Source organism: Microbacterium sp. MPR-TSA4 (genome assembly GCF_058792815.1).
This window is the reverse complement of record NZ_JBXAFF010000044.1, coordinates 1-21,812: the sequence shown is the minus strand read 5'-3', so window position 1 is coordinate 21,812 and position 21,812 is coordinate 1. Positions and strand designations below refer to the sequence as shown.

Here is a 21,812-nt window from a genome sequence, read left to right as displayed (position 1 = left end):
GTGGACGGGGTCGACCTGGGGCGGGCAGCGGGCAGCGGGCGAGGGCCACGCCCGGCGGTGCGGGGCGACCGAGCCCGGCGGGGTCAGTGCGGGTGGCCGCGCAGCGGGAGGACGGCCGCGGGCAGTTCGTGCACCTTCGCCGACGCCTCCTCGGCCAGCGGGTTGGTCGAGACCCCGTCCGCGTTGACGAGACGCCCGCCGACGTAGACGGCCTTGAGGTTTCGCGGACTCATCGCCAGCACGTACGAGCGCACGGGATGCCAGAGCGGTCCGACGTCGGGGCGGCGCGGGTCGACCACCACGAAGTCGGCGAACTTGCCGACCTCGAGCGAGCCGACCCGATCGGCGACGCCCATGATCTCCGCGGAGCCCAGGGTGTGCAGGCGCAGCATCCGCTCGGGCATCATCGACAGCGGGTCCTTCGTGCGCGCCCGCTGCGCGTAGATGCCGATGCGCATGTTCTGCCAGGGGTCGCTCACGTCGGTGCAGGCCTGGTCGTCGAGGCCGACGCCGACCTTCATCCCCATCTCGAGCATTTCGGGTACGAGCGCGGTCCCCGACGCGAGGCGCCCGTTGGATGCCGGTTGCCACGACATCGCCGCACCTCCGGCGACCGACTCCGCGATGATCTCGGGGGTCGTCTGGATGAAGTGGCCGAACACGAGCCCGAGCCCGAGGGCGCCGGCATCCCGGTAGAGCGCGAACTTCGACTGCTGGTGCTCGACGGCCTCCGGCGACTCCAGGAAGTGGGCCTGGTTGGTGACCCCGAACCGGCGCATCGCCTCGACCTCGAACGCCGCCGCATCCGGATGCGGCGACCACTGCACCTGGCCCATGATCGACGAGCCGAGGGCGAAGTCGGCATCGAACGTGCGGGTGTGGGCGACCTCCGCGGCGAAGCGGTCGAAGACCTCCTCGGGGGTGCCGGCGGTGACGTCCATGCCTGCGGCATCCACGAAACGGATGCCGGCGTCGCGCGTGCCGTCGGCCTGACGCCAGTGGTACTCGAGGCCCCGGAGGCCCGCGGTGCCGGTGCGCTTGCCGTCGACCATCGGCTCCCAGGCCTGCAGCGGGTCGGTGAAGTTGTACGCCGTCGTGACCCCGTTCGACAGGAAGTCGAGCGAGCCGTGCAGCGTCGCCCAGTAGAGCTGGTCGGCGCTCATGTGCGCGGTGGTGCCGAGCATCGCGTCGCACCAGCCGTAGAGGGTGTCGGCGACGCCGAGCCCGCGCAGGCCGCTCGTGAACAGATGCGAGTGGCTCGACACGAACCCCGGTGCGACGAAGGCTCCCGCGACGTCGAGCGTCTCGTCCGCGATCGTCGCGAGGGGCGGCGTGCCCGCACCGAGCGCGGCGATGCGGCCGTCGTCGCCCACCAGCATCCAGCCGTCCTCGATGTAGCCCGGGTCATCCGTGCCGGCGGGGACGGTGATCAGACGGGCGTGCGTGACGAGGAGCGACATGCTCTGCACGCTAATCAGGCCATGTTTCCGACCTGTCACGGCACGGAAACACCCGTGCACGGCCCGGAAACACGGGCGGATTAGCGTCTGTGCATGTCGCGATTCACGGTCACGGTCTTCTGCGGATCCTCCCCGGGCTTCGACCCGGTCTACGTCGAGGCGGCCCGCGCCGTCGGCACGGCGATCGGACGCTCCGGCATGGCGCTCGTCTACGGCGGCGGCCACGTCGGACTGATGGGCACGGTGGCGGATGCCGCCCTCGCGGCCGGCGCGGAGGTCACCGGAGTGATTCCGCGGGCGCTGCAGGCGCGCGAAGCCGTCAACGAGGACCTGACCGAGCTGATCCTCGTCGACACGATGCACGAGCGGAAGATGCTCATGGCCGACCGCGCCGATGCCTTCCTGGCGCTTCCCGGCGGACCGGGGACCCTCGAAGAGCTCACCGAGCAGTGGACGTGGGCGCAGCTCGGCATCCACGACAAGCCCGTGGGGCTGCTCAACGTCGAGGGGTACTTCGACCCGCTGCTCGCGTTCGTCGCCAACATGCGCGACCGTGGCTTCACCCACCCCCGCTACACCGACATGCTGGTCGTCGCGACCGAGGCCACCGAGGCCCTCGCACGTCTGCGCGACTACGTACCCCCGGCGCGCACCGCGGCCTCGCCCGGCGCCGAGATGACCGGAGCCCTGTCGCTGCCCGTGCGTCCCTAGCTCTTCCGGCGGCATCCGGCTCGGAGCGAGAAACCACTCTCGCGCCGAGACACCCCCGCAGCGAGGGTTTCTCGGGGCGGAAGGTGTTTCTCGGGGCGTCAGGCCGGCCCGCGGCGGGTCAGACGCGCTCCCGGCCGCGCAGCAGGACGGCTTCGGCGAGGGCGCGGATGCCGTGGGCCACATCGCCCGCGGAGACGGACTCGTCGGGGTGATGGCTGACCCCGTCGGGGTTGCGCAGGAACAGCATGCCGACGTCGGTCACGGCCCCCAGCGACATGCCGTCGTGCCCGGCACGGCTGAAGATCACGGGCGGGGCGTCCGACCGCGGCGGGAGGGTCGCGCGGATGCCGCCGGCCACCACGTCCTGCAGCAGGGGCGCGCAGAACACCGCCGGCGCGCTGTGCACTTCGCGTGAGCGCCAGCGCAGTCCGCGGCGACCCATGATGTCGTCCAGCTCGCGGGCCAGCGCGTCCCACACGCGGTCGCGTTCGCCGTCGAACTCGCCGCGCAGATCGAGCGAGAACTGCACCTCACCCGGGATCACGTTGACCGCCCCCGGGAACGCCTCGAAGCGGCCCACGGTGCCGACGATGTGATGCTCGGCGGAGCAGATCCGCTCCACGGCCAGGGCGGCCTCGCTCGCGCCCAGCAGCGCGTCACGACGCATGTCGTAGGGCGTCCCCCCGGCGTGACGGGCCTCGCCCTCCACCACCAGCTGGAACCGCCGCGCCGACGCGATCGACGAGACGACGGCGAGAGGCTCCCCGGCCCGGTCGAGCTCGGGCCCCTGCTCGATGTGCGCCTCGAGGTACCCCACCAGCTCGTCCGGTCGCCGCGCGGCCTCCCCGACCCGGGCGGGGTCGAGCCCGAACTCGAGGAACGCCCGGCGCAGGCTCACGCCGTCGGCATCCGCCAGCTCCCACCACGCGTCGTTCCACGTGCCGGCCACGGCGGACGATCCGAGCAGCGCCTTGCCGAACCGGGTGCCCTCCTCGTCGGAGAAGGCGACCACCTCGATCGCGAACGGCAGCGGCACGGTCCAGCCCTCGCCCGCCGGCACGCGCAGCAGCCGCACGACCTCGAGCGCCATCAGCACCCCCGCGATGCCGTCGTAGCGCCCGGCGTCGAGCACCGTGTCCAGGTGCGAGCCCAGCATCAGCGCGGGCGCCGCCGGGTCGCCGATCCGGCCGACCTGGTTGCCCGCGGCATCCTGCCACGTGCGCATGCCCAGCTCGCGCATCCATTCCGCCGCCAGCCGATTGACGCGGGCGTGCTCGGGCGAGAGGTAGACGCGCTCGATGGATGCCGCGTCCGCGCTCACCCGCGCGAGCTCCTCGCACCGGGCCATCACGCGTCGCGCGGCGGCGGCGATGTCATCGGGCGCGGCGCGCAGGAGGGATGCCGCGGTCACGGCGCCCCCGTGGGAGCGGGCGCGCCAGGGGCGTGCAGGGCGGCCGGGGCGGCGGCGAACACGTCGGCCGCGGCCTCGACGCCCCCACCCGCCGGCACCGCGGCACCGAAGCGCCGCAGCACGCTCTCGAGGGCGGCGAGGGTGGTGAGCACGGCATCCTTGCGCGCGTTGTAGCCCATCGTGCCGATGCGCCAGACCTTGCCGTGGAGCGGCCCGAAGGAGGTGCCGATCTCGATGCCGAAGTCCTCGAGCAGGGCCGACCGGGCGGCATCACCGGGAACGCCCTCCGGGATCTCGACCGCCACGACGTTGCTCATCTTGTGGCCGACGTCGCCGAACACGACGAGGCCGAGCGCCTCGACACCGGCGAGCATCGCGCGTCCGGCGAGCTCGTGGCGGGCGATCACGGCCTCGCGACCCTCGACCAGCAGAAGCCGGGCGCACTCCCGGGCGCCGTAGAGCATGCTCGTCGCCTCGGTGTGGTGGTTCAGGCGACGGGGGCCCCAGTAGTCGAGGATCTGGCCCAGGTCGAAGTAGTTCGAGCGGACGAAGTCGGCCGACGACTCGTCGCCGGGCTCGCGGATACCCGCCTCGACCTTCTTGCGCGCCCGGATGACCTCCACCGCCCGCGGGCTCAGCGTGATCGGCGACGATCCGCTCGGACCCCCCAGGCACTTCTGCAGCCCGGCGGTCGCGGCATCCAGTCCCCAGGCGTCTGCCTCGAAGGCGTTCCCGCCCAGCGAGGCGGTGGCGTCGGAGTAGAACAGCACGCCATGGCGGCGGCAGAGCTCGCCGACATCCTCCAGCGGCTGGAGCATCGTGGTCGAGGTGTCGCCCTGCACGAGGGCGAGCAGCGCCGGCTTCACGCGCACGATCGCCTCCTCGATCACGGATGCCGGGAACACCTGACCCCAGTCGGTCTCGATCGTGTGCACCTCGGCGAGCGCCCGCTCGGCGATCTCGGCCAGCAGGTGCCCGAAGCGGCCGAACACCGGGACGAGCACCCGGTCGCCGGGCTTCACGAGCGAGACGATCGCGGCCTCGATGCCGGCACGGCTCGTGCCGTCGACGAGCAGGGTCGCGTCGTTGCGCGTGCTCCAGACGCCGCGGTACAGCTCCTGCGTCTCGGTCATCGTCGCCGTCATGAACGGGTCGTACTGGCCGACCAGCGGCGCCGACATCGCGGTGAGGACGCTCGGGTACGCCGAGATCGGCCCCGGGCCCATGAGCAGGCGGGCGGGCGGGGCGATCGGGCCGGGAAGGGCGGTGGTGCTCATACGGATTCCGTTTCGGTGATGCGGGCGTGGAGGGCGCGGCCGAGGCGCACGAGGGCGATGTCGGTGCCGGCGCGCGAGACGAGGCTGACGCCGACCGGAGCGTCGCCGCGGTCGGTGGCGACCGTGAGCACCGGCACCGACAGCGCGGGGAGGCCGCCGACGGCGGCCGGCGTGGTCAGCCGCAGGGTGTTCTGGCGGACGGCATCCACCTGCGCGCCGGTGGCCGCGCGCGATGGCGCCGGTCCGGGCACCGTCGGCAGCAGCAGCACGGCGTCGCGGACGTGCGCGTGCAGTGCCTCGCGCAGCGGGGCGAGGGCGGCGCGGGCCGCGGCCTCGTCGGCCGCGGTCACGGCGGCAGCCGTCCGGAAGCGCTCGGCCACGGCGGGCCCGGTCGAGCCGGGGTGGGCGCGCAGCCAGTCGCCGTTGTTGCGCCAGGCCTCTGCACCCTGCACCGTCCGGAACGGCACGAGGTAATCGTCGAGGTCGCCCAGCGCGATCTCCTCGACCGGCAGGCCGGAGGCCGCGAGCATCCCCTCGAACGCCGCGCGCGTGGCCGGGTCGGCCGCCGCCAGGGCTTCGACCGGCACGCGGAACCGCCACGGCAGGTCGTCGCCGGAGGCACCGAACACCGATGCGGTCGAGTCGGAGCCGTCGTAGCTCAGGCACCAGTCCGCGACGGCCTGCAGCGTCGCGCCGTCGCGGGTGAGCCACCCGACGGTGTCGAACGACTGCGCGAGCGGGAGCAGGCCCTGGCGCGGCACGAGGTCGTGCGTCGTGCGCAGGCCCCAGAGTCCCTGGTACGACGCCGGCACCCGCACCGACCCGGCGGTGTCGGTGGCGAGGGCGACGTCGGCGTGGCCGAGGGCGACGGCGGAGGCCGGACCGCTCGACGAGCCGCCGGGGAGCGCACCGGGCACCGCGGCGTTGGGCGGGGTGCCGTAGTGTGCGTTGTCGCCGGCGATCGAGTACGCGAACTCGTCGGTGCGGGCGATGCCCCGCAGCGATGCCCCGCCGCGCAGCAGATCGCCCACCGCGGGCGCGCTCGTGGTCTCGGCGCGAGCCGAGGCGAGATAGGCCGGGTTGCCGGCGCCGATGCGATAGCCCTTGATCGCGAAGAGGTCCTTGACGGCCACGGTGAGACCGGCGAGCGGTCCGTCCCACGCGCCCTGGTACAGCGGGTCGCCGACGGTACGCCAGATCGAGCGGTCGAACGCGGCCGAGCGCGGCGTGACGTGCGCGGCGGTGATGAGCCACCGGCCGTCGATCAGCTCCCACACCTGCGTCTGCAGACCGGTGCCGCCCGTCGCGAACCGCGACACCGCGACGATGAGCGCGACCCCGTCGGCGAGCGGCCGGTACTCGACGCGCTCGATGGTGCGGGCCGACACACCGCCGCGAGAGCCGCGGAACGCGCTGATCGCGTCGTGGCCGACCAGCAGTCCGGCGCCGTCGCCGCGGAGAGTGCGGTCGCCGGGCGCGAACGCGGCATCCAGGGCGTCGAGGTCGTTCGCCAGGATCGCCCGCTCGTACGCCTCGAACGCCGCGCGCAGGTCGTCGGGCAGGGGCTGGTCGGCGGTCATCGGTGGCCTCCCCGCCGGTGTTGCTGTGGCGTCGGTGGTGGCGGTGGTGGCGGTGGTGGCGGTGGTGTCCCGAACTCCTCCACCGCGGGCCGCGCAGGCCGCGGGAGGTGCTCAGGGCCGGGCAATCCGGTCGAGATGGAGGAGTTCGGGGCGCACGCGGCACGCGAACCCGCCGCCGCGACCGCCGCGGAGTCGCTCGGGCAGCCGATGACCCGCCCGGGGGCTTCGCGCGCCGCGCGCGCGCCGGACTCCTCCACGCGCGGGGGCGCGGGCCGCGTCCGGGCGCCCCCGCCCCGCAACCGCAGCGAGTTGGAGGAGTTCGGGACCCCGACCGCGGCGCCCGTCCCCGCCACCCCGGTCACGCCGGGGCTCCCGACGGCGCCGAGGCACCCGGCACCGACCCGGCGGCGGGACCGGCGGCGGGGCGGACGGCGGCGAAGTCCGCCTCGCGGATGCGCGCGTGCACGCCGCAGACGATGTCGACGACCTGCGAGATGTCGAAGTCGGTCGCCGCCGACAGGTAGGCGTAGGCCAGGTGCTCGGCCATGCCGTAGCGCGCCTGCAGCAGATCGAGGGCGGCGCGCACCGCCTTGCGCATCGCCTCGTCGAGATCGACGTCGAGCCCGGTCGGCACGAGGTACTCGTCGGTGCGGACGAGCGGTCCGGTCACCTCGCCGAACGCGGCGAGGGCCTCGGCCCGCGGCACCACGTCGAAGCGCAGCGTCGCGCGCAGCGACGCCTCCAGGGCGGTCAGCGCCACCTCCCCGTCGCCCTGCGCGAAGTGCGGGTCGCCGACGTAGGCGAGCGCGCCGGGCACCTGCACCGGCAGGTACAGCACTGCACCTTCGACGAGCAGGTTGATGTCGATGTTGCCGCCGTGCGCGCCGGGCGGCACCGAGTGCGGCCGCTCCTCGCCGGCGACGGCGACACCCATCGTCCCGAGGAACGGCGCGAGCGGGAACCGCACGACGCGCTCGCCCCCGTCGACCAGGGGCAGGATGCCGCTGCCGTCCGACACCGGCGTGAACACGCTGACGTTCCCGGGCCCCCGCGGGAGCACACCGACCAGCGCGCCCTTGCCGTGCCGGTTGGAGATGACCCCGTAGGGCACCCGCGGGGCGAGGTCGACGACGGTGATCTTCAGCAGATCGCCCACCTCGGCGCCCGCGACGAAGACGGGTCCCGTCACCACGTGCGGGCCGTCGGCGAGCGCATCGCGCGGGACGGTGGCGGCGATCTCGATCGCATCGGTGAGCACGTGCGCGGCCGCCACTCCGTGCCCCGTGAAGTAGCCGAGCGGATCCTGCCCCTGATCGGGGAGGATGCCCTCGTGGCTCACGGTGTCGATGGTCACCGTCTCGCCCGCCGCGATCGTCAGCACCGGTGCGTCCGCGGCGCAGGGCAGTCGCCCCCACAGCACCGTCGCCGGGGATGCCGCGACGTAGTGGTCGCCGGGGATCGCCCCTTCGCGGGGCTGCAGGATCTCGAGGGTCTCGGTCATGATGTCGCTCCTTCGCGCACGTCGTCACCGGCGAACGCACCGGCACGGGGACCGGCACCGGCCAGCAGTTCCACGCCGGGCCGGGCCCGCGCATCGTCATCGCCGGCGCGGTACACGACGGTACCGCCGACGAGCGTCGCGACGACCCCGCCGCGCAGCTCGCGGCCATCCCACGGCGACAGCTTGTGCCGGTACAGCAGCCGCTGCGCGTCGACCGTCCACGACCGCTCCGGAGCGAACACGGTGAGGTTCGCCCGCGCGCCCGGCGCGATGACGCCGAGTCCCGGCATCCCGGCGATGCGCGCCGGTCCGGTCGTGAACAGCGGCAGCAGGCGCTCCAGCGGGATGCCGCGGCGCGCCGCCGCGGTCCAGACGCTCGCGAAGCCCGTCTGCACGCCGGCGATGCCGCCCCAGGCGAGGCCGAAGTCGCCGCCGCCCGCGGTCTTGAGGGCGAGCGTCGCGGGCGAGTGGTCGCTGACGATCGCGTCGATCGTGCCGTCGACGACGCCTTCCCACAGCAAGTCCTGGTTGACGCGGTCGCGGATCGGCGGGCAGCACTTGAACGCGCTCGCCCCGTCGGGCACCTCTTCGGCCGACAGCGTGAGGTAGTGCGGGCACGTCTCGATCGTGAGTCGGATGCCCTCCGCCTTCGCGGCACGGATGAGGTCGAGCGCGTGCCCGTCGGCGACGTGGACGATGTGCGCACGGCCGCCGGTGGCCCGGGCCGCGTCGATCACCGCCGCGATCGCGGCCTCCTCGCTGACGGGCGGACGGCTGCGCAGGAACGCGTCGTAGTGACGACCGAGCTCTCCGTCGGGTCCCGCCCCGACCTCGACGGCGGCCTCGTGCAGGTGGGCCTCGTCCTCCGCGTGGGCGATCAGCAGGCCGTCGAAGGCGGCGAGCTCGGTCAGCGCGGCGCGCAGGCCCGCGCCGTCGAGGTGTCCGAACTCGTCGATGCCGCTCGGCACGAGGAAGCACTTGAAGCCGACGACGCCGGCATCGGCCAGCTCACGCAGGCTGCCGAGGTTCTCGGGGACCGCGCCGCCCCAGTAGCCCACGTCCACGGCGAGCTTTCCGCCCGCGGCGGCCCGCTTCGCGGCGAGCGCCGCGGGCGTGGTGGTCACCGGCACCGAGTTCAGCGGCATGTCGAACAGGGTCGTGATGCCGCCGGCGGCCGCGGCGGCGGTGCCCGTCGCGAAGCCCTCCCAGTCGGTGCGACCCGGCTCGTCCAGGTGCACGTGCGAGTCGACGAGGCCCGGCAGCAGCACCTCGTCGGGAGCGAGCACCACGACCTCGGCGGATGCCGCGGCATCCGCGTCGTCGAGACCGCCGGGCCCGTCGAACCCGTCGAGACCGGCCACCTCTGCGATCACCCCGTCGACGATGCGCACCTGCGCGGGGCGGAACCCTCCGTCGATCCACGCGCGCTCGGCCCGGATCACCCTCACCTCTGCCACGGCGCCGCCTCTCTCGGGAATGGGTCCGACGCTAGCGAGGCGTCGTTTCGCGGGTGTTTCCGCCCGGACGCGCCGGGCTCGAGTGTGAAGCTATAGCTTCATCTTCGCGGCAGGATGTCTCCCGTGTAACGAGCATGTGAAGTCGCCCCTTCACAGATGACGAATCCGGGTCGAATCCCCGGCACCGGGCCGACGGGATGCCGCCGCCCGCTACGCTCTCGACCATGAGCCGCCTGTCCGCCGTCGACGCGTCGCACATCGCCGCGCCCGCGGACGCCGCCGATCGCGCGGCCGCCGGAGACGGCGACGGCGTGGGCGAGCGCCTGCGCGCGCTGCGGATCGCCCGCGGCATGTCGGCGCGCGACCTCGCGAGACGGCTCGGCATCTCGCCCAGCGCCGTCTCGCAGATCGAGCGGGGCGTCATGCGGCCGAGCGTGTCGCGCCTGATCGCCATCACCGACGAGCTCGACGTGCCGTTGACGTCGGTGTTCGACCCCTCCGGCGCACCGGCCCAGACGGGCGCGACGAGCTTCGGGCTGCGCCGCGCCGCCCACGACACGGCGATCCTCCTCGACGACGGCGTCGCCTTCCGCCGCATCTCCCCGGTCGCGACGCCCGGGGTGGACTACTTCGAGTCGACCTATCCGCCGGGGGCGACGGCGCACGGCGAGGGCGGACTGTTCCGCCACGAGGGCTACGAGATCGGCACGGTCGTCTCGGGCGAGCTGACCGTCGACTTCGACGACGAGCGCGTGGTCCTGCGCGCCGGGGACGCGATCAGCTATCCGTGCTCGCGTCCGCATCGACTGCACAACACGTCCTCCGAGCCGGCCGTCGCCCGCTGGCTCATCGTCCACGGAGCCCACTGACATGACCGACGTCCTCGCCCTCCCCGACTTCGACGCCCTCGACCCGGATGCCGCGGCCTCCCTCGTGCGCGTCTGGGCCGCCGTGCCCGCGTGGATCGACGCGGTCGTCGCGGGACGCCCCTACGGCACGCGGGCGGCGCTGGAGGCGCGCGCGGACGAGCTCGCGCGCGCCTGGACGCGCGCCGACTTGGACAGCGCGCTCGCCCACCACCCGCGCATCGGCGACAGACCGCAGGGCGCGAGCGCCGAGGCGCACGCCTCGCGTCACGAGCAGGCCTCGATGTCGACCGCGGAGGCCGCGACGGCCGCCGCGATCGCGGCCGGTAACGCCGCGTACGAGGAGCGCTTCGGCCGGGTGTTCCTCATCCGCGCCGCGGGTCGCAGCCCCGAAGAGATGCGCGCGGAACTCGAGCGACGGCTGCACAACGACGACGAGACCGAGACCGCGGAGGCGCTCGACCAGCTGCGCCAGATCGCGCTGCGACGACTGGAGGCGACGATCGCATGAGCCACGTGACCACGCATGTGCTGGACGGGGCCGCCGGGGCCGCGGCATCCGGCGTCGAGGTGACCCTCGTCGACGCGGACGGCGACGCCCTCGCCGCCGGGAGCACGGACGTCGACGGCCGCCTCGCCCTCGGCCCGGAGGAGCTTCCCGCCGGCACCTACGCGCTCGTGTTCCAGACCGGGGCGTACTTCGCGGCGCGCGACACCGCCACCTTCTACCCCTCGGTCACCGTGACCTTCGCGGTCGCCGACGGCCGGCACCACCACGTGCCGTTGCTGCTGAGCCCCTTCGCCTACTCCACGTACCGCGGCACCTGATCCGCTCCGGCTCCGGCGGGACCGCCCCGGGCGCGGGATGCCGCGCGGTTACCCGGGGGAAACGTCGCGGTGACACGGCATCCGTAGCGTGACGGACATGAAGGTGATCGTCGTCGGAGCCGGTGTCGGGGGAACGAGCGCGGGGATCGCGCTGCAGAGACTCGGGCACGAGGTCGTCATCTACGACCAGATGCGCGAGAACCGGCCCGTGGGCGCGGCGCTGTCACTGTGGCCCAACGGCGTGAAGGTGCTCAACTGGCTCGGACTCGGCGACGAGGTCGCAGCTCTCGGCGGCGACATGGCCGACATGGTCTACCTCGACGGGCACACCGGCGAGACGATGTGCGACTTCTCGCTCGCGCCCGTCACGGCCCAGACCGGGCAGAAACCCTACCCCGTCGCGCGCGCCGACCTGCAGGCGCTGCTGATGGAGCGGTTCGGCCTCGGCGGCATCCACCTCGGCAAGCGACTGACCGACGTCTCCGACGACGGCACGACCGTGACCGCGACGTTCGCCGACGGCACCACCGACACGGCCGACATGCTCATCGGGGCCGACGGCGCGCGCTCGATCGTGCGCGCCTACGTGCAGCCCGACGGGGCGCCGCCGATCGAGCGGGAGTACTCGGGATACACGAACCTCAACGGGCTCGTGCCGGCGTCGGAGACCATCGGGCGCGCCACCGCCTGGACGACCTACGTCGCCGAGGGCAAGCGCGCCGCCGTCATGCCGATCGCGGGCGACCGCTTCTACTTCTGGTTCGACATCCCGCAGCCGTCGGGACTCCCCTACGAGCGGGGCGACCTCACCCCTCTGCTCGAGGCGTTCGGCGATTGGGCGCCCGGCGTGCAAGAGCTGCTCTCCGCGATCGACCCCGCGACCTCGCTCAACCGCGTGGAGATCTGGGACATCACCCCGTTCGACACCTGGACGAAGGGGCGGGTCGCCATCCTCGGGGATGCCGCGCACAACACCGCCCCCGACATCGGCCAGGGAGCGTGCTCGGCGCTCGAGGACGCCTTCGCCCTCGGCATCGCGTTCGCCACCAACACGCTCGACGTCGCCGATACCCTCCGCCGCTACGCCGCGATGCGGGTCGAGCGGGCGGGCGAGCTCGTGCTGCGGGCACGCAAGCGCGGGTGGGAGACGCACGCCTTCGACCCCGCCGTGACCGACGCCTGGTACGAGAGCCTGCGCGGCACCGACGGCGCCGGCATCATCCGCGGCATCGTCGGCAACATCGAGGACAGCCCCGTCAACCTCGGCGGCGGGTTGCTGCTCGGCTGAGCGGGTCGCTGGGGCGGGTGGGCCGGTGCCCTCCCGACCGAACTGCAAGGGATGCCGCGCGACACGCCGCTACACAGGGGCACCGGCGCGGGGTGTCGCCGCTGCGACCTTGCAGTTGCGCATGTTGGCGGGCGGCGGCATCCGCCATCGCCCGTCCCGACCGAGCTGCAAGGGATCCCGCGCGACACGCCGCCGCGCAGGGCCACCCGCGCGGGGTGTCGCCGCTGCGACCTTGCAGTTGCGCATGTTGGTGGGCGACGGAAGGGCGACGGCCGGGCGGCGGCATCCGCTCGATGCGGCGGCATCAGCCATCGCCCCTCCCAACCGAACTGCAAGGGATGCCGCGCGACACGCCGCCGCGCAGGGGCACCGGCACGGGGTGTCGCGGCTGCGACCTTGCAGTTGCGCACGCAGCGCGCCGCAGCGCGCAGCGGGCGGCGCAGCTAGCGCGCGGAGGGGTCAGAGGCGGCGGGCGATGGAGGCCGCGACGGTGAGCCACGCGTCGCGGCTCTCGGGCGAGAGCGCGTCGAAGTCGATCGGGCCGCCGTCGACCAGGGCGGCGTCGAACGGCACGTGCACGACCTCGGCGGTCACCTGCGCGAAGTGGCGCTCGAGGCGGTCGGCGAGCTTGCGGTCGGGCTTCGCAGACGGGGCGGCGAGGATCGTCACCGCCTCGTCGATCTTGTGATCGAAGCCCTTCTCGCGCAGGCCGTCGAGGAGCCACGCGGCGCTGGCCGCCGTGTCCTCGCGCACGGTCGAGACGATGACGAGCTGGTCGGCGGCGGCGACGGCCGCGACCCAGTTCGACGCGCGCATGTTGTTGCCGGTGTCGACGATCAGCAGGCGGTAGTAGCGCGACAGCACGTCGTGCAGGCGATCGAATCCGGCGGCGTCGATGGTCGAGGATGCCGCGGCATCCTCGTCGGACGCCAGCACATCGAACCGCGCGTCGACCTGCGTGCGCACGTAGGTGTCGAGGGCGGCGAGGCTGGCACGGTCGGGCGTCGTGAAGCGGTCGAGGTCGTCGAGCAGGTCGACGGCCGTGCGGTGGTGGGGGGCGTGCTGCGCGCGCCAGCCGAGCGTGCCCCGGGTCTCGTTGTTGTCCCACGCGAGGGTCGCACCGCCGCGCTGGGTGCCGAAGGTGGCGGCGAGCAGCAGCGTCGACGTCGTCTTGTGCGCACCGCCCTTGGGGTTGAGGACGACGATCGTGCGCGGCGCGTCGAGCCGTCGCTGCACGAGGCGCTCGCGATCCAGCCGCGACTGCTCCGCCTTTCCGGGCCGCGGGGAGATCGCACCGCCGGTCAGACGCCGGATCGCGCCGCGCCAACCCTCGGTCGCACGCGGCCGCGCCCGATCGGCTCGGGAGTTGAGCAGGTCGTCGACCGTCGGCGTCGCGCGCTGCGCGGGGCTGCGCTGAGCGCCCTCCCGCCGCGTCGCACCGCTGCGCAGCGGTCCGTCGACCGTCGCCGTCGCAACGGCGGTCGTCGCCGACGTCGCCGGGGCGGCGGCCACGGGCTCCGCGGCGGTCTCCGCCGGAACCGGCTCCGCGACCGCGGCAGCGGCGGCCGGCGACAGCGGCACCGCCGAGATGGGGGCGGCGACCGAGGATGCCGCGACGGAGGAGACGTCCTCGGCCCCGGGGGTCGCGGCCGGAGCGGAAACCGAAGCCGCCGGAGCGGAAACCGCGGCCGGAGCGGAAGCCACAGCCGGAGCGGAAGACGCAGCCGGGGCCGTGGCCTCCGTGAAGCTGCCGTCGGGGCTGACGACGAGCGCCCACCGGGTGGCGCCGTCGACGACCGTGGCGGTCACCGGCTCGCCGGCCGACGCGGCCATCAGGCGGATGGACTCCACGATGCGACTGCGCAGCCCTTCCTGCGTCGAGGCGAAGACCTCGTCGACCTCACCGGCGAGATGGATCTCGGCGGCGGTCTGCGAGGTGACGAGGACGGTCGGTTCGTAGGTCACGCCTACGAGTATCCCATCGACGCCCGCACAACACCCGGGAAGGGGGCTCTCACGCCCCGGCGAGCAGCTCGTCGACGGTGCGTCGCCAGTCGGCATCCCCGTCGGTCGCCGTCAGCGTGAAGCTGCGCTCTGCGACGTCGAGCTCCACCGTCACACGATGCGCGCCCTGCTCCCACCGGAGCAGGCCACGGGTGTCGGCGAGGTCGGCCGTGAACGTGCCGTCGAAGGCGGGATGGGCCGCCCGCAGACGCAGCAGCTCCCCCAGCGCCCGCACGACGGGGCGTTCGAGCTCGAGGTCGATCTCGTCGGCGGTGTAGTGGTGGCGGTTCACGTCGCGGCCGACCCCCGTCGCGCGCAGCAGCTCGACGTCGTTGCGGCCACCGAACAGTCCCACGTAGTACACCTGCGGGACACCGGGCACCATGAGCTGGACGAGTCGGGCGAGCAGGTAGGCGCGGTCGTCGGCGCCCACGGCGTCGTAGTAGGTGCAGTTCACCTGGTACAGGTCGAGGTTGGATGCCGCGGCTCCCGTCGCGAGGCGACTCGTGCCGCCGCTCGCGTCGTGGATCGCCTCGACGAGCGCGTCGATCTGCGCCGGCGCGAGCAGCCCCGGGACCCCCGGCTTCAGGTCGCTCTCGCCCACGTCGACGATGCCGATGCCGTCGTGCGTGTCGAGCACCGTGATCGTGTTGGCGGGGCGCACGTCGAGCCACTGCGCGAGGGGACGCAGGTCGTGCGCGTGCAGAGCGTGCAGCAGCAGCGGCGGCAGCGCGAAGTCGTAGACGTAGTCCACGCTGCGGGCGATGTCGATCTGCTGCGTGAAGTGGCCGTGCACCTCGAGCAGCACCTGCATGCCGCGGTCGTGGGCGAGCTCGAGGATGCGCCGCGTGTACCGATCGGTGGATGCCGTCATGAAGCAGTCGGTGCCCGCTTCCTTGCCCGTGTAGCCCACGGCATCCAGGCGCAGCATCGTGACACCGGCGGCGCCGAGCGCGTCGAGCACCGAGGTGAGGTAGTCCCAGGCGACCTCGGTGCGCAGGTCGATGTCGACCTGGTCGGCGGTGAAGGTCGTCCAGACGAGACGCTTGCGCCCGCCCAGCTCCATCACGGTGAACGGCAGGCCGGGCCGCGGGCGGTAGATGCGGGCCAGGTCGTCCTCGCGGGCGCCGTCCGGGAAGACGGCGTCGAGCGTGAGGAACATCGGCGCCCAGGGCGAGGCGTCGCCGCGACGGCGCACGTCCAGGAAGGCGTCGGAGTCGGCCGAGACGTGGTTGACGATCACGTCGCTCATCACGACGGCGTCGCCGCTGAGCGCGCGGACGTCGTCCCACGTGCCCAGCCGCGGATCGATGCGGGTGTGGTCGCGGGGGTCGAAGCCCGCGTCGACGCCGTCGAACGGGGTGAAGTAGGGCAGGAGGTGGATGCCGCCGAACATCCCCGACAGTCGCGTGTCGAGCATCTCCTGCACGCCGGCGACGGTTCCGGCGAGGCGGTCGACGTAGGTGATCAGCTGCGGGGGCGTGCCGTTCATGACGGGGTTCTCTCTCTGGGTTCTCGGGTGGGATGCGGAGCGCTACGCGCGCCGGAGGAGACGTCGCAGCCACGCGCGGCGAGCGCGGCGGGCTTCGCGCGACAGCGGCAGCCACGGCGCCATCAGGTCGAACGCGTGCGTGCCGCCCGGCCACACGTGCAGCTCCGCGTCGCCCCCCGCGCGCCAGATGGCATCGGCGAACGCGACGCACTCGTCGCGGAAGGTCTCGGCGGAGCCGACGTCGATGAAGGTCGGCGGCAGACCCGCGAGGTCGTCGGCGAGCGCGGGCGAGGCGTAGGCCGACACGCGCCCGGCTCCGTCGGCGCCGCCGAGGTACGCGGCCCAGGCGACCTCGTTGGCCGCGCGGTCCCACGACCCGTGGCCCGCCATCTGGATCGCCGACGCCGACGCCGACCGGTGGTCGAGCATCGGCGCCTGCAGCAGCAGGCCGGCCGGCCGGGGACCGCCGTGGTCGCGGGCGTACAGCGCGAGCGCCGCCGCGAGGCCCGCCCCGGCGCTCACCCCGGTGAGGACGATGCGGTCGGGGTCGATCTGCGCGGGCGCGTCGGGCCCGGCCAGCCACCGCAGGGCGGCCATGGCGTCGTCGAGCGCGGCGGGGAAGGGGTGCTCGGGAGCGAGCCGGTAGTCGACCGACACCACGGCGCAGCCGACGCGGTCGGCCATCGCGGTCACGGCGGGCATCTCCGAATCGGGGGTGCCCGACACGAGGCCGCCGCCGTGCAGGTGCAGCAGCACGGGTACCGGGCGGGGGCACTCCACCGGCAGCGAGACCACGACGGCCACGTCGCCCGTCGCGCCCGGGATCGTGCGCGCGGCGCGCGTGAACGCTCCGTGCTGCGTGAGGTCCGTCATCGGTGCCACCGTCGCGCTCTCGCGCACCCGCACGATGTCGTCGGGGGTGATCGAGACGACGATGTCGTCGAGCTCGTCGAAGGCGCGGGCGACACCCGGGTCGAGCGGCGGCCGCGGGCGGGCCGACGGCGGCGGCGTCATCCCTTCACCGCACCCTGGAGCAGCGCCGCGACGAACTGCCGCTGGAACACCAGGAACACGATCAGGGTCGGCAGCAGGATCAGGATCGACCCGGCGCACAGCAGCGGGATGTCGGTGCCCCACTGACCCTGGAACGCGCCGAGGGCACCGGCCATCGTCCGCTTGGTCGGGTCGTCGACGAGCACGATCGCGAGGAGGAACTGGTTCCACGTCCACAGGAACAGCAGGATCGCGAGCGAGGAGATCGCCGGACCCGACAGCGGCACGTGGATGCGCCAGAACAGCTGCCAGGTGCTGGCGCCGTCGGTGCGGGCGGCCTCGGTCAGCTCGTGGGGCATGTTGACGAAGTGCGCCCGCATCCACATGACGGCGAACGGCATGAACAGACCGATCAGCGGCAGGACGATCGCCCACTGGGTGTTGAGGAGCCCGTAGCTGCGGATCTGGTAGTAGATCGGCACGATGATGCCCTCGATCGGGAGGGTCAGCCCCAGCACGAACACGACGAAGAGGGTGCGCGACAGCGGCACCTTGAGGTGCCCGAGCGCGAAGCCGGCGAGCGTCGCGGCGAACAGGCTCACGGGCACGACGCCGAGCTCGATGAGGATGCTGGAGCCCAGCATCTTCAGCATGTCGGCCGACTGGAACGCGAGGAGGAAGTTGTCCCAGTGCGGCTCGTCGGGCCAGGACAGCCCCGCCGGGTAGGTCCCGGGGGCGTGCAGCGCGGTCACGAACAGTGAGATGAACGGGATGATCGTCAGCGCCATGACGACGATGAGCAGGAGGCGGCCGGTCCACACCTCGACGGCGGAGGTCTTCATCAGCTCTCGTCCTTTCCGCGGGTGAGCTTGTTCAGCGGCAGCACGACGGCGAGCACGAGCAGGGTGAGCACGACCGCGAGGGCGGAGGCCTGGCCGACCTGCCGCTCGAAGAACGCGAGGTAGTAGATCTCCAGACCCGGCACCATCGTGCTACGGCCGGGGCCGCCCTGGGTGGAGATGTAGATGATGTCGAAGCTGCGCAGGGCCCCGATGACGGTGATGAGCACGGCGACGCCGAGCTCCTGCCGGATGGCGGGCAGGGTCACCGTGAAGAACTCGCGGATGGGCCCCGCGCCGTCGATGCGCGCGGCCTCGTAGAGGGCGGGATCGATCTTGGTCATGCCGGCGAGCAGCAGCAGCATGCACAGGCCGAGCGAGACCCACGCGCCGATCACGCCGACGGCGGGCAGAGCGGTGTCGAAGTCGCCGAGCCACGCGCGGGTGATCCCGCCGAGCCCGATCGCGCTGAGGAACTGGTTGACCGCACCGTCGGCGGCCAGCAGCCACGTCCACATGATGCCGGCGGCGACCAGCGGGATGACCTGCGGGAGGAACAGGACGGTGCGTGACACGGAGGCCAGACGACTGCCCCCGAGCTTGCGGATCAGCGCAGCGGCGACGAGCCCGACGGTCACCGGGATGATCGAGAAGTACAGGATGAGCGTCAGCGCGTTGACGATGGGTCCGAGCAGCTGCGCGTCGGTGAAGATCCGCACGTAGTTGTCGAGCCCCGCCCACGTGGCGGTCGTGACCCCGTTCCAGTCGTAGAACGAGTACTGCACCGTCGAGGCGAGCGGCACGAGCACGAAGAGCGCGTAGAAGACGAAGGCGGGTGCGATCAGCGCGAGACCGACAACCGCCTCCCGCGACCACCGCGCGCGTCGAGCGCGGTGGTCGCGGGCCGGGGCGGCCGCACGGTCCCGCGCAGCCCGGGCCTGCCCGGGCTGCGTGGACGTGCTCATGGGTCAGCCCTTCTTGCTGCTCAGATAATCGGTCTGCACCTGGGTCAGAAGGCCCGCCGGGGTCTGCTTGCCCGCGAACAGCTCCTGCAGGTTCGGCGTGAGGCTCTTCGCGTAGATCGAGCCGGTGGCGTTGGCGATGAAGTCCATCGAACCGTTGTTCTGCGAGAGCTGCGCGCCCGCGGCCAGGGTCTCGGCCGTCACGGTGCCCTCCTTGACGGCGGGCATGAAGGCGTCGGCGGGACCCATGGGGTGCGATCCGCCCTTCTCCACCGCGATGGTGCGCGCCGTCTCGTTCGTCGCGACCCAGTTGAAGAAGAACGCGGCGCAGTCGGGGTGCGCGGCCTTCGCCGACACGCCGTAGGTGAGCGGAGCCGACATGGCGCCGTTCTGGCCGCCCGCCTCGAGCGGGGGCGACAGGAAGAAGCCCACGTCGCCGGGCATCTGGGTGTCGAAGTTGCCCGACTCCCAGTCGCCGTCGAAGATGAACAGGCTCTGGCCGCTCGTGAAGCGGCTGATCATCTGGGAGTAGTCCATCGAGTTGGCGTCGTCGGCGAAGTAGCCCGCCGTGATCCACGAGTCGAGGTGCTCCGCGGCCTTGACGTTCTCCGGAGTGTCGATCGTGGCGTCGTCCTTGAGGAAGATCCAGTCGTTGATCGCGCTCGGCTTGCCATAGCTGGCCATCAGCGCCTGGAGCGGGAAGGCGAGCCCGCCGGTCGCCCCGCCGTTGAACTGCGCGATCGGCGTGATCCCGGCATCCTTCGCCTTCTTCAGGTAGGAGTCGAACTCGTCGAGCGTCGTCGGGGCGGAGGTCATGCCGATCTGCGCGGCGAGCTTCTTGTTGTAGAAGACGCCGGTGACCGAGTAGTTGACGCCCATCGCGTAGAGGGAGCCGTCGCCGCGCTGACCCTTGTCGTTGACCCGCAGCTGCTCGAGCTGCGACGACGGCCACTGGTCCCACCCGTAGCCCTTGGCGTAGCCGTCGAGGTTGTAGAGCAGGTTGTCGTTCACGAGGTCGACGATCGTGGGCAGGCGCATGATGTCCGGCGGCGAGTCGACGAGCACACGCGGGGCGTTCTGCGTGATGACCGCGAACTGGTCTTCACGCGTGTCGAACGTGACGTTCGGGAACTGCTTGGTGAACTCCGCCGTGAGGTCGTTGAACAGCGGGAATCCGGTCTCGACGTACGCGCTGAGGGTGACCGGATCGGTTCCACAGCTCAGGACCACGTCGCTGGACGCGGCCGGGGTGCTGGAGGTGTCGGCCCCGGGAGGAGCGCAGGCGGTGAGGGCCACTCCTGCGATCACGGTCGTGGCGACGACAGCGGAGGCGCGCATGCGCTTCGTGTTCGACATCATTGTCTGCCTTTCCATGCAGTTTCTCGGTGCGAGGATGGAGTTTGCTGCTATACCGATTCAGCTCGCGTGCTAAAACGTACTAGCGGAGATCGACGCGCGCAACCCCCTCATCGAACCGGGGACGCCGACGACGGAATCAGGGAGGACCGCGTGGTCAGGAAACGGGTGACCCTGTCGCAGGTCGCACAGGAGGCGGGGGTCGCGGCATCCACGGCCTCGCTCGTGCTGGCGGGCCGCGCCGACGAGCTGCGCATCTCCGCCACGGCGCAGGAGCGCGTGCGCGAGGCGGCCCGCCGGCTCGGGTACCGGCCGAACGCGCTGTCGGCCGGCCTGCGCACCGGCTCCACGCGCACGCTCGGCTTCGTCTCGGACTCGGTCGCGTCGTCGCAGCTGGCGGGCGAGATGATCCGCGGCGCCATCGAGGCCGCCCGCGCCCGGGGCTACATGGTCTTCGTCGGCGAGACGGGCGGCGACGGCCAGCTCGAACGCGACCTGCTCGACGCGATGTTCGACCGCCAGGTCGACGGCATCGTGCTCGCCACCATGCTCACCCACGCCCGCACGATCCCCACCGCCGCGACGCGGATGCCGACGGTGCTGCTCAACATCGAACCCGACGGCGAGACCGATCTCGTGCAGGTGCTGCCCGACGAGTACCGCGCCGGCCGCGAGGCGGCGCGCCTGCTGGTCGACACGGGCCACCGCCGCATCCACCTCATCGGCGTCGGGGACGACCCGGCGCACGCGCACCCGTTCGCCCTCGCCGCCGCGCAGCGCCTGCGCGGCGTGCTGGACGTGCTGGCCGAGGAGGGGCTGCGCGTGGCATCCGCTCAGCCGGCCAGCCAGTGGCTGCCGCCCGAGGGCTTCCGCCTGACCACGGCGCTCGTCGAACGGGGCGAGCCCGCCGATGCCCTACTGTGCTTCAACGACCGGCTCGCGATGGGCGCGTACCAGGCGCTGCAGGAGGCCGGGGTACGGGTGCCCGACGACGTGTCGGTGCTGTCGTTCGACGACACCCCGTTCGCGCGCTGGCTGCGACCCGGGCTCACGACGTTCGCGTTCCCGCAACGGGCGCTCGGCCGGCGGGCGACCGACGAGCTCATCGACCTGATCGAGCGCGCCCGCGACGACGGGGACGAGGCCGCGGGCCCCGGCGCGGCCGTGCACCTGATCCCGCTGCCGCTGCGCACGCGCGAGTCGGTCGCCGAGCGCGGCTGACCGGGGGACCTCAGACCCGGAACACCGAGTGGACCGGGCCGCAGACCTCGCGGCCGCCGAGCTCGACCAGCTCCATGAGCACGGCGGTTCCCGCCAGCTGCAGCCCCAGCTCGTCCAGGAGCTGCTGCCCCGCGCGCAGGGTGCCGCCGGTCGCGAGGATGTCGTCGACGAGCAGCACGCGCGTTCCCGGGGCGAGGTCGGCGCTCATCTCGATCTCGGCCGTGCCGTACTCGAGCGCGTAGGCGACCGACGCCGCGGGACGGGGCAGCTTCCCCGCCTTCCGGATCGGCGCCATACCGACGCCGGCCGCGATCGCAACGGCTCCGGCGAGCATGAAACCGCGGGCCTCGATGCCCGCCACGACGTCGAAGCGCCCCGCGAACGGCTCCACGACGGCATCCACCACCGTGCGCAAGGCGACGGCGTCGGCCAGCAGAGGCGAGATGTCGCGGAACAGCACCCCCGGTTCGGGGAAGTCGGGGATGCCGGCGATGAGCGATTCGGCGTGGGCGAGAGCCTCGGAAGTCACCGGTCAAGGCTAGCCGCCGGTACGCGCGGCCCCCGCG

Annotated in this window: 19 protein-coding genes; 6 read left to right on the top strand and 13 right to left on the bottom strand. The window is 72.8% G+C overall.

Annotation, left to right across the window (positions count from 1 at the left end; genetic code table 11):
* Window positions 1-83: 83 nt before the first annotated feature.
* Window positions 84-1,460 carry an amidohydrolase family protein gene (locus AC1Q49_RS13760; RefSeq protein ID WP_492492813.1) on the bottom strand — a complete coding sequence of 459 codons (1,377 nt, stop codon included), beginning with the start codon at window positions 1,458-1,460 and terminating at the stop codon, window positions 84-86.
* Between the two features lie 93 nt (window positions 1,461-1,553).
* On the opposite strand from AC1Q49_RS13760, the gene AC1Q49_RS13755 reads away from it, so the two are divergent.
* Entirely contained in the window at window positions 1,554-2,171 is a 618-nt protein-coding gene (locus tag AC1Q49_RS13755) for an LOG family protein (RefSeq protein WP_060959426.1), read from the top strand.
* 118 nt (window positions 2,172-2,289) lie between these two features.
* Here AC1Q49_RS13755 and AC1Q49_RS13750 read toward each other — a convergent pair whose 3' ends face one another.
* From AC1Q49_RS13750 to allB, 5 genes are all read right to left on the bottom strand, one after another.
* On the bottom strand, window positions 2,290-3,582 hold the full coding sequence (locus AC1Q49_RS13750) for an allantoate amidohydrolase (protein ID WP_101305295.1): 1,293 nt from the start codon (window positions 3,580-3,582) through the stop codon (window positions 2,290-2,292).
* Window positions 3,579-4,859 (bottom strand): pyridoxal-phosphate-dependent aminotransferase family protein, encoded by a 1,281-nt coding sequence (locus AC1Q49_RS13745; protein ID WP_492492810.1) that lies wholly within the window; start codon window positions 4,857-4,859, stop codon window positions 3,579-3,581. Before AC1Q49_RS13745 ends, AC1Q49_RS13750 begins: the two co-directional genes overlap by 4 nt.
* Window positions 4,856-6,439 (bottom strand): AtzH-like domain-containing protein, encoded by a 1,584-nt coding sequence (locus AC1Q49_RS13740; RefSeq protein WP_101305293.1) that lies wholly within the window; start codon window positions 6,437-6,439, stop codon window positions 4,856-4,858. Before AC1Q49_RS13740 ends, AC1Q49_RS13745 begins: the two co-directional genes overlap by 4 nt.
* A 358-nt stretch (window positions 6,440-6,797) precedes the next feature.
* The gene (locus AC1Q49_RS13735) at window positions 6,798-7,940 is read right to left on the bottom strand and encodes an acetamidase/formamidase family protein (protein ID WP_191009362.1); all 1,143 of its coding nucleotides are present in this window, start codon (window positions 7,938-7,940) and stop codon (window positions 6,798-6,800) included.
* Complete coding sequence (gene allB, locus AC1Q49_RS13730) at window positions 7,937-9,397, bottom strand: allantoinase AllB (RefSeq protein ID WP_191009361.1); 1,461 nt, start codon at window positions 9,395-9,397, stop codon at window positions 7,937-7,939. The genes AC1Q49_RS13735 and allB overlap by 4 nt, the downstream gene beginning before the upstream one ends.
* Before the next feature lie 224 nt (window positions 9,398-9,621).
* Here allB and AC1Q49_RS13725 point away from each other — a divergent pair, with 224 nt between their 5' ends.
* From AC1Q49_RS13725 to hpxO, 4 genes are all read left to right on the top strand, one after another.
* Entirely contained in the window at window positions 9,622-10,266 is a 645-nt protein-coding gene (locus AC1Q49_RS13725) for a helix-turn-helix domain-containing protein (RefSeq protein ID WP_492492806.1), read from the top strand.
* A 1-nt stretch (window position 10,267) separates the two neighbouring features.
* Window positions 10,268-10,774, top strand: coding sequence for a 2-oxo-4-hydroxy-4-carboxy-5-ureidoimidazoline decarboxylase (gene uraD, locus AC1Q49_RS13720; RefSeq protein ID WP_492492805.1), 507 nt, complete (start codon window positions 10,268-10,270; stop codon window positions 10,772-10,774).
* A complete protein-coding gene (gene uraH / locus AC1Q49_RS13715; protein ID WP_101305288.1) occupies window positions 10,771-11,091 on the top strand; it encodes a hydroxyisourate hydrolase in 321 nt (106 codons plus the stop codon). The genes uraD and uraH overlap by 4 nt, the downstream gene beginning before the upstream one ends.
* 97 nt (window positions 11,092-11,188) lie before the next feature.
* Window positions 11,189-12,379 carry an FAD-dependent urate hydroxylase HpxO gene (hpxO, locus tag AC1Q49_RS13710; RefSeq protein WP_492492802.1) on the top strand — a complete coding sequence of 397 codons (1,191 nt, stop codon included), beginning with the start codon at window positions 11,189-11,191 and terminating at the stop codon, window positions 12,377-12,379.
* A gap of 459 nt (window positions 12,380-12,838) precedes the next feature.
* Here hpxO and AC1Q49_RS13705 read toward each other — a convergent pair whose 3' ends face one another.
* The 6 genes from AC1Q49_RS13705 to AC1Q49_RS13680 are packed head-to-tail and all read right to left on the bottom strand — an operon-like array spanning window position 12,839 to window position 20,043.
* Window positions 12,839-14,344 (bottom strand): MinD/ParA family ATP-binding protein, encoded by a 1,506-nt coding sequence (locus AC1Q49_RS13705; RefSeq protein ID WP_492492800.1) that lies wholly within the window; start codon window positions 14,342-14,344, stop codon window positions 12,839-12,841.
* A gap of 49 nt (window positions 14,345-14,393) precedes the next feature.
* Window positions 14,394-15,875: a sucrose phosphorylase gene (gtfA, locus tag AC1Q49_RS13700; RefSeq protein WP_492492798.1), complete on the bottom strand. Its 1,482-nt coding sequence runs from the start codon at window positions 15,873-15,875 to the stop codon at window positions 14,394-14,396.
* Between the two features lie 42 nt (window positions 15,876-15,917).
* Complete coding sequence (locus AC1Q49_RS13695) at window positions 15,918-16,889, bottom strand: alpha/beta hydrolase (RefSeq protein ID WP_101305285.1); 972 nt, start codon at window positions 16,887-16,889, stop codon at window positions 15,918-15,920.
* Window positions 16,886-17,710 carry a carbohydrate ABC transporter permease gene (locus AC1Q49_RS13690; RefSeq protein WP_101305284.1) on the bottom strand — a complete coding sequence of 275 codons (825 nt, stop codon included), beginning with the start codon at window positions 17,708-17,710 and terminating at the stop codon, window positions 16,886-16,888. Before AC1Q49_RS13690 ends, AC1Q49_RS13695 begins: the two co-directional genes overlap by 4 nt.
* Window positions 17,710-18,672: a carbohydrate ABC transporter permease gene (locus AC1Q49_RS13685; RefSeq protein WP_061782430.1), complete on the bottom strand. Its 963-nt coding sequence runs from the start codon at window positions 18,670-18,672 to the stop codon at window positions 17,710-17,712. The genes AC1Q49_RS13690 and AC1Q49_RS13685 overlap by 1 nt, the downstream gene beginning before the upstream one ends.
* A 3-nt stretch (window positions 18,673-18,675) precedes the next feature.
* Complete coding sequence (locus AC1Q49_RS13680) at window positions 18,676-20,043, bottom strand: ABC transporter substrate-binding protein (RefSeq protein ID WP_232783962.1); 1,368 nt, start codon at window positions 20,041-20,043, stop codon at window positions 18,676-18,678.
* 150 nt (window positions 20,044-20,193) lie between these two features.
* Here AC1Q49_RS13680 and AC1Q49_RS13675 point away from each other — a divergent pair, with 150 nt between their 5' ends.
* Entirely contained in the window at window positions 20,194-21,246 is a 1,053-nt protein-coding gene (locus AC1Q49_RS13675) for a LacI family DNA-binding transcriptional regulator (RefSeq protein ID WP_492492795.1), read from the top strand.
* Between the two features lie 10 nt (window positions 21,247-21,256).
* Here the strand turns inward: AC1Q49_RS13675 and AC1Q49_RS13670 are convergent, their stop codons facing one another.
* On the bottom strand, window positions 21,257-21,775 hold the full coding sequence (locus AC1Q49_RS13670; protein WP_060960218.1) for an adenine phosphoribosyltransferase: 519 nt from the start codon (window positions 21,773-21,775) through the stop codon (window positions 21,257-21,259).
* Between the last annotated feature and the right edge of the window lie 37 nt (window positions 21,776-21,812).

Excerpts from the sequence above, each read along its gene's own strand:
- AC1Q49_RS13760 (WP_492492813.1), bottom strand. The coding sequence starts at position 1,460 with ATGTCGCTCCTCGTCACGCACGCCCGTCTGATCACCGTCCCCGCCGGC.
- AC1Q49_RS13725 (WP_492492806.1), top strand. The coding sequence starts at position 9,622 with ATGAGCCGCCTGTCCGCCGTCGACGCGTCGCACATCGCCGCGCCCGCG.
- AC1Q49_RS13680 (WP_232783962.1), bottom strand. The coding sequence starts at position 20,043 with ATGGAAAGGCAGACAATGATGTCGAACACGAAGCGCATGCGCGCCTCC.
- AC1Q49_RS13740 (WP_101305293.1), bottom strand. The coding sequence starts at position 6,439 with ATGACCGCCGACCAGCCCCTGCCCGACGACCTGCGCGCGGCGTTCGAG.
- AC1Q49_RS13755 (WP_060959426.1), top strand. The coding sequence starts at position 1,554 with ATGTCGCGATTCACGGTCACGGTCTTCTGCGGATCCTCCCCGGGCTTC.
- AC1Q49_RS13685 (WP_061782430.1), bottom strand. The coding sequence starts at position 18,672 with ATGAGCACGTCCACGCAGCCCGGGCAGGCCCGGGCTGCGCGGGACCGT.
- AC1Q49_RS13735 (WP_191009362.1), bottom strand. The coding sequence starts at position 7,940 with ATGACCGAGACCCTCGAGATCCTGCAGCCCCGCGAAGGGGCGATCCCC.
- AC1Q49_RS13745 (WP_492492810.1), bottom strand. The coding sequence starts at position 4,859 with ATGAGCACCACCGCCCTTCCCGGCCCGATCGCCCCGCCCGCCCGCCTG.
- hpxO (WP_492492802.1), top strand. The coding sequence starts at position 11,189 with ATGAAGGTGATCGTCGTCGGAGCCGGTGTCGGGGGAACGAGCGCGGGG.
- uraH (WP_101305288.1), top strand. The coding sequence starts at position 10,771 with ATGAGCCACGTGACCACGCATGTGCTGGACGGGGCCGCCGGGGCCGCG.
- AC1Q49_RS13695 (WP_101305285.1), bottom strand. The coding sequence starts at position 16,889 with ATGACGCCGCCGCCGTCGGCCCGCCCGCGGCCGCCGCTCGACCCGGGT.
- AC1Q49_RS13690 (WP_101305284.1), bottom strand. The coding sequence starts at position 17,710 with ATGAAGACCTCCGCCGTCGAGGTGTGGACCGGCCGCCTCCTGCTCATC.
- uraD (WP_492492805.1), top strand. The coding sequence starts at position 10,268 with ATGACCGACGTCCTCGCCCTCCCCGACTTCGACGCCCTCGACCCGGAT.
- gtfA (WP_492492798.1), bottom strand. The coding sequence starts at position 15,875 with ATGAACGGCACGCCCCCGCAGCTGATCACCTACGTCGACCGCCTCGCC.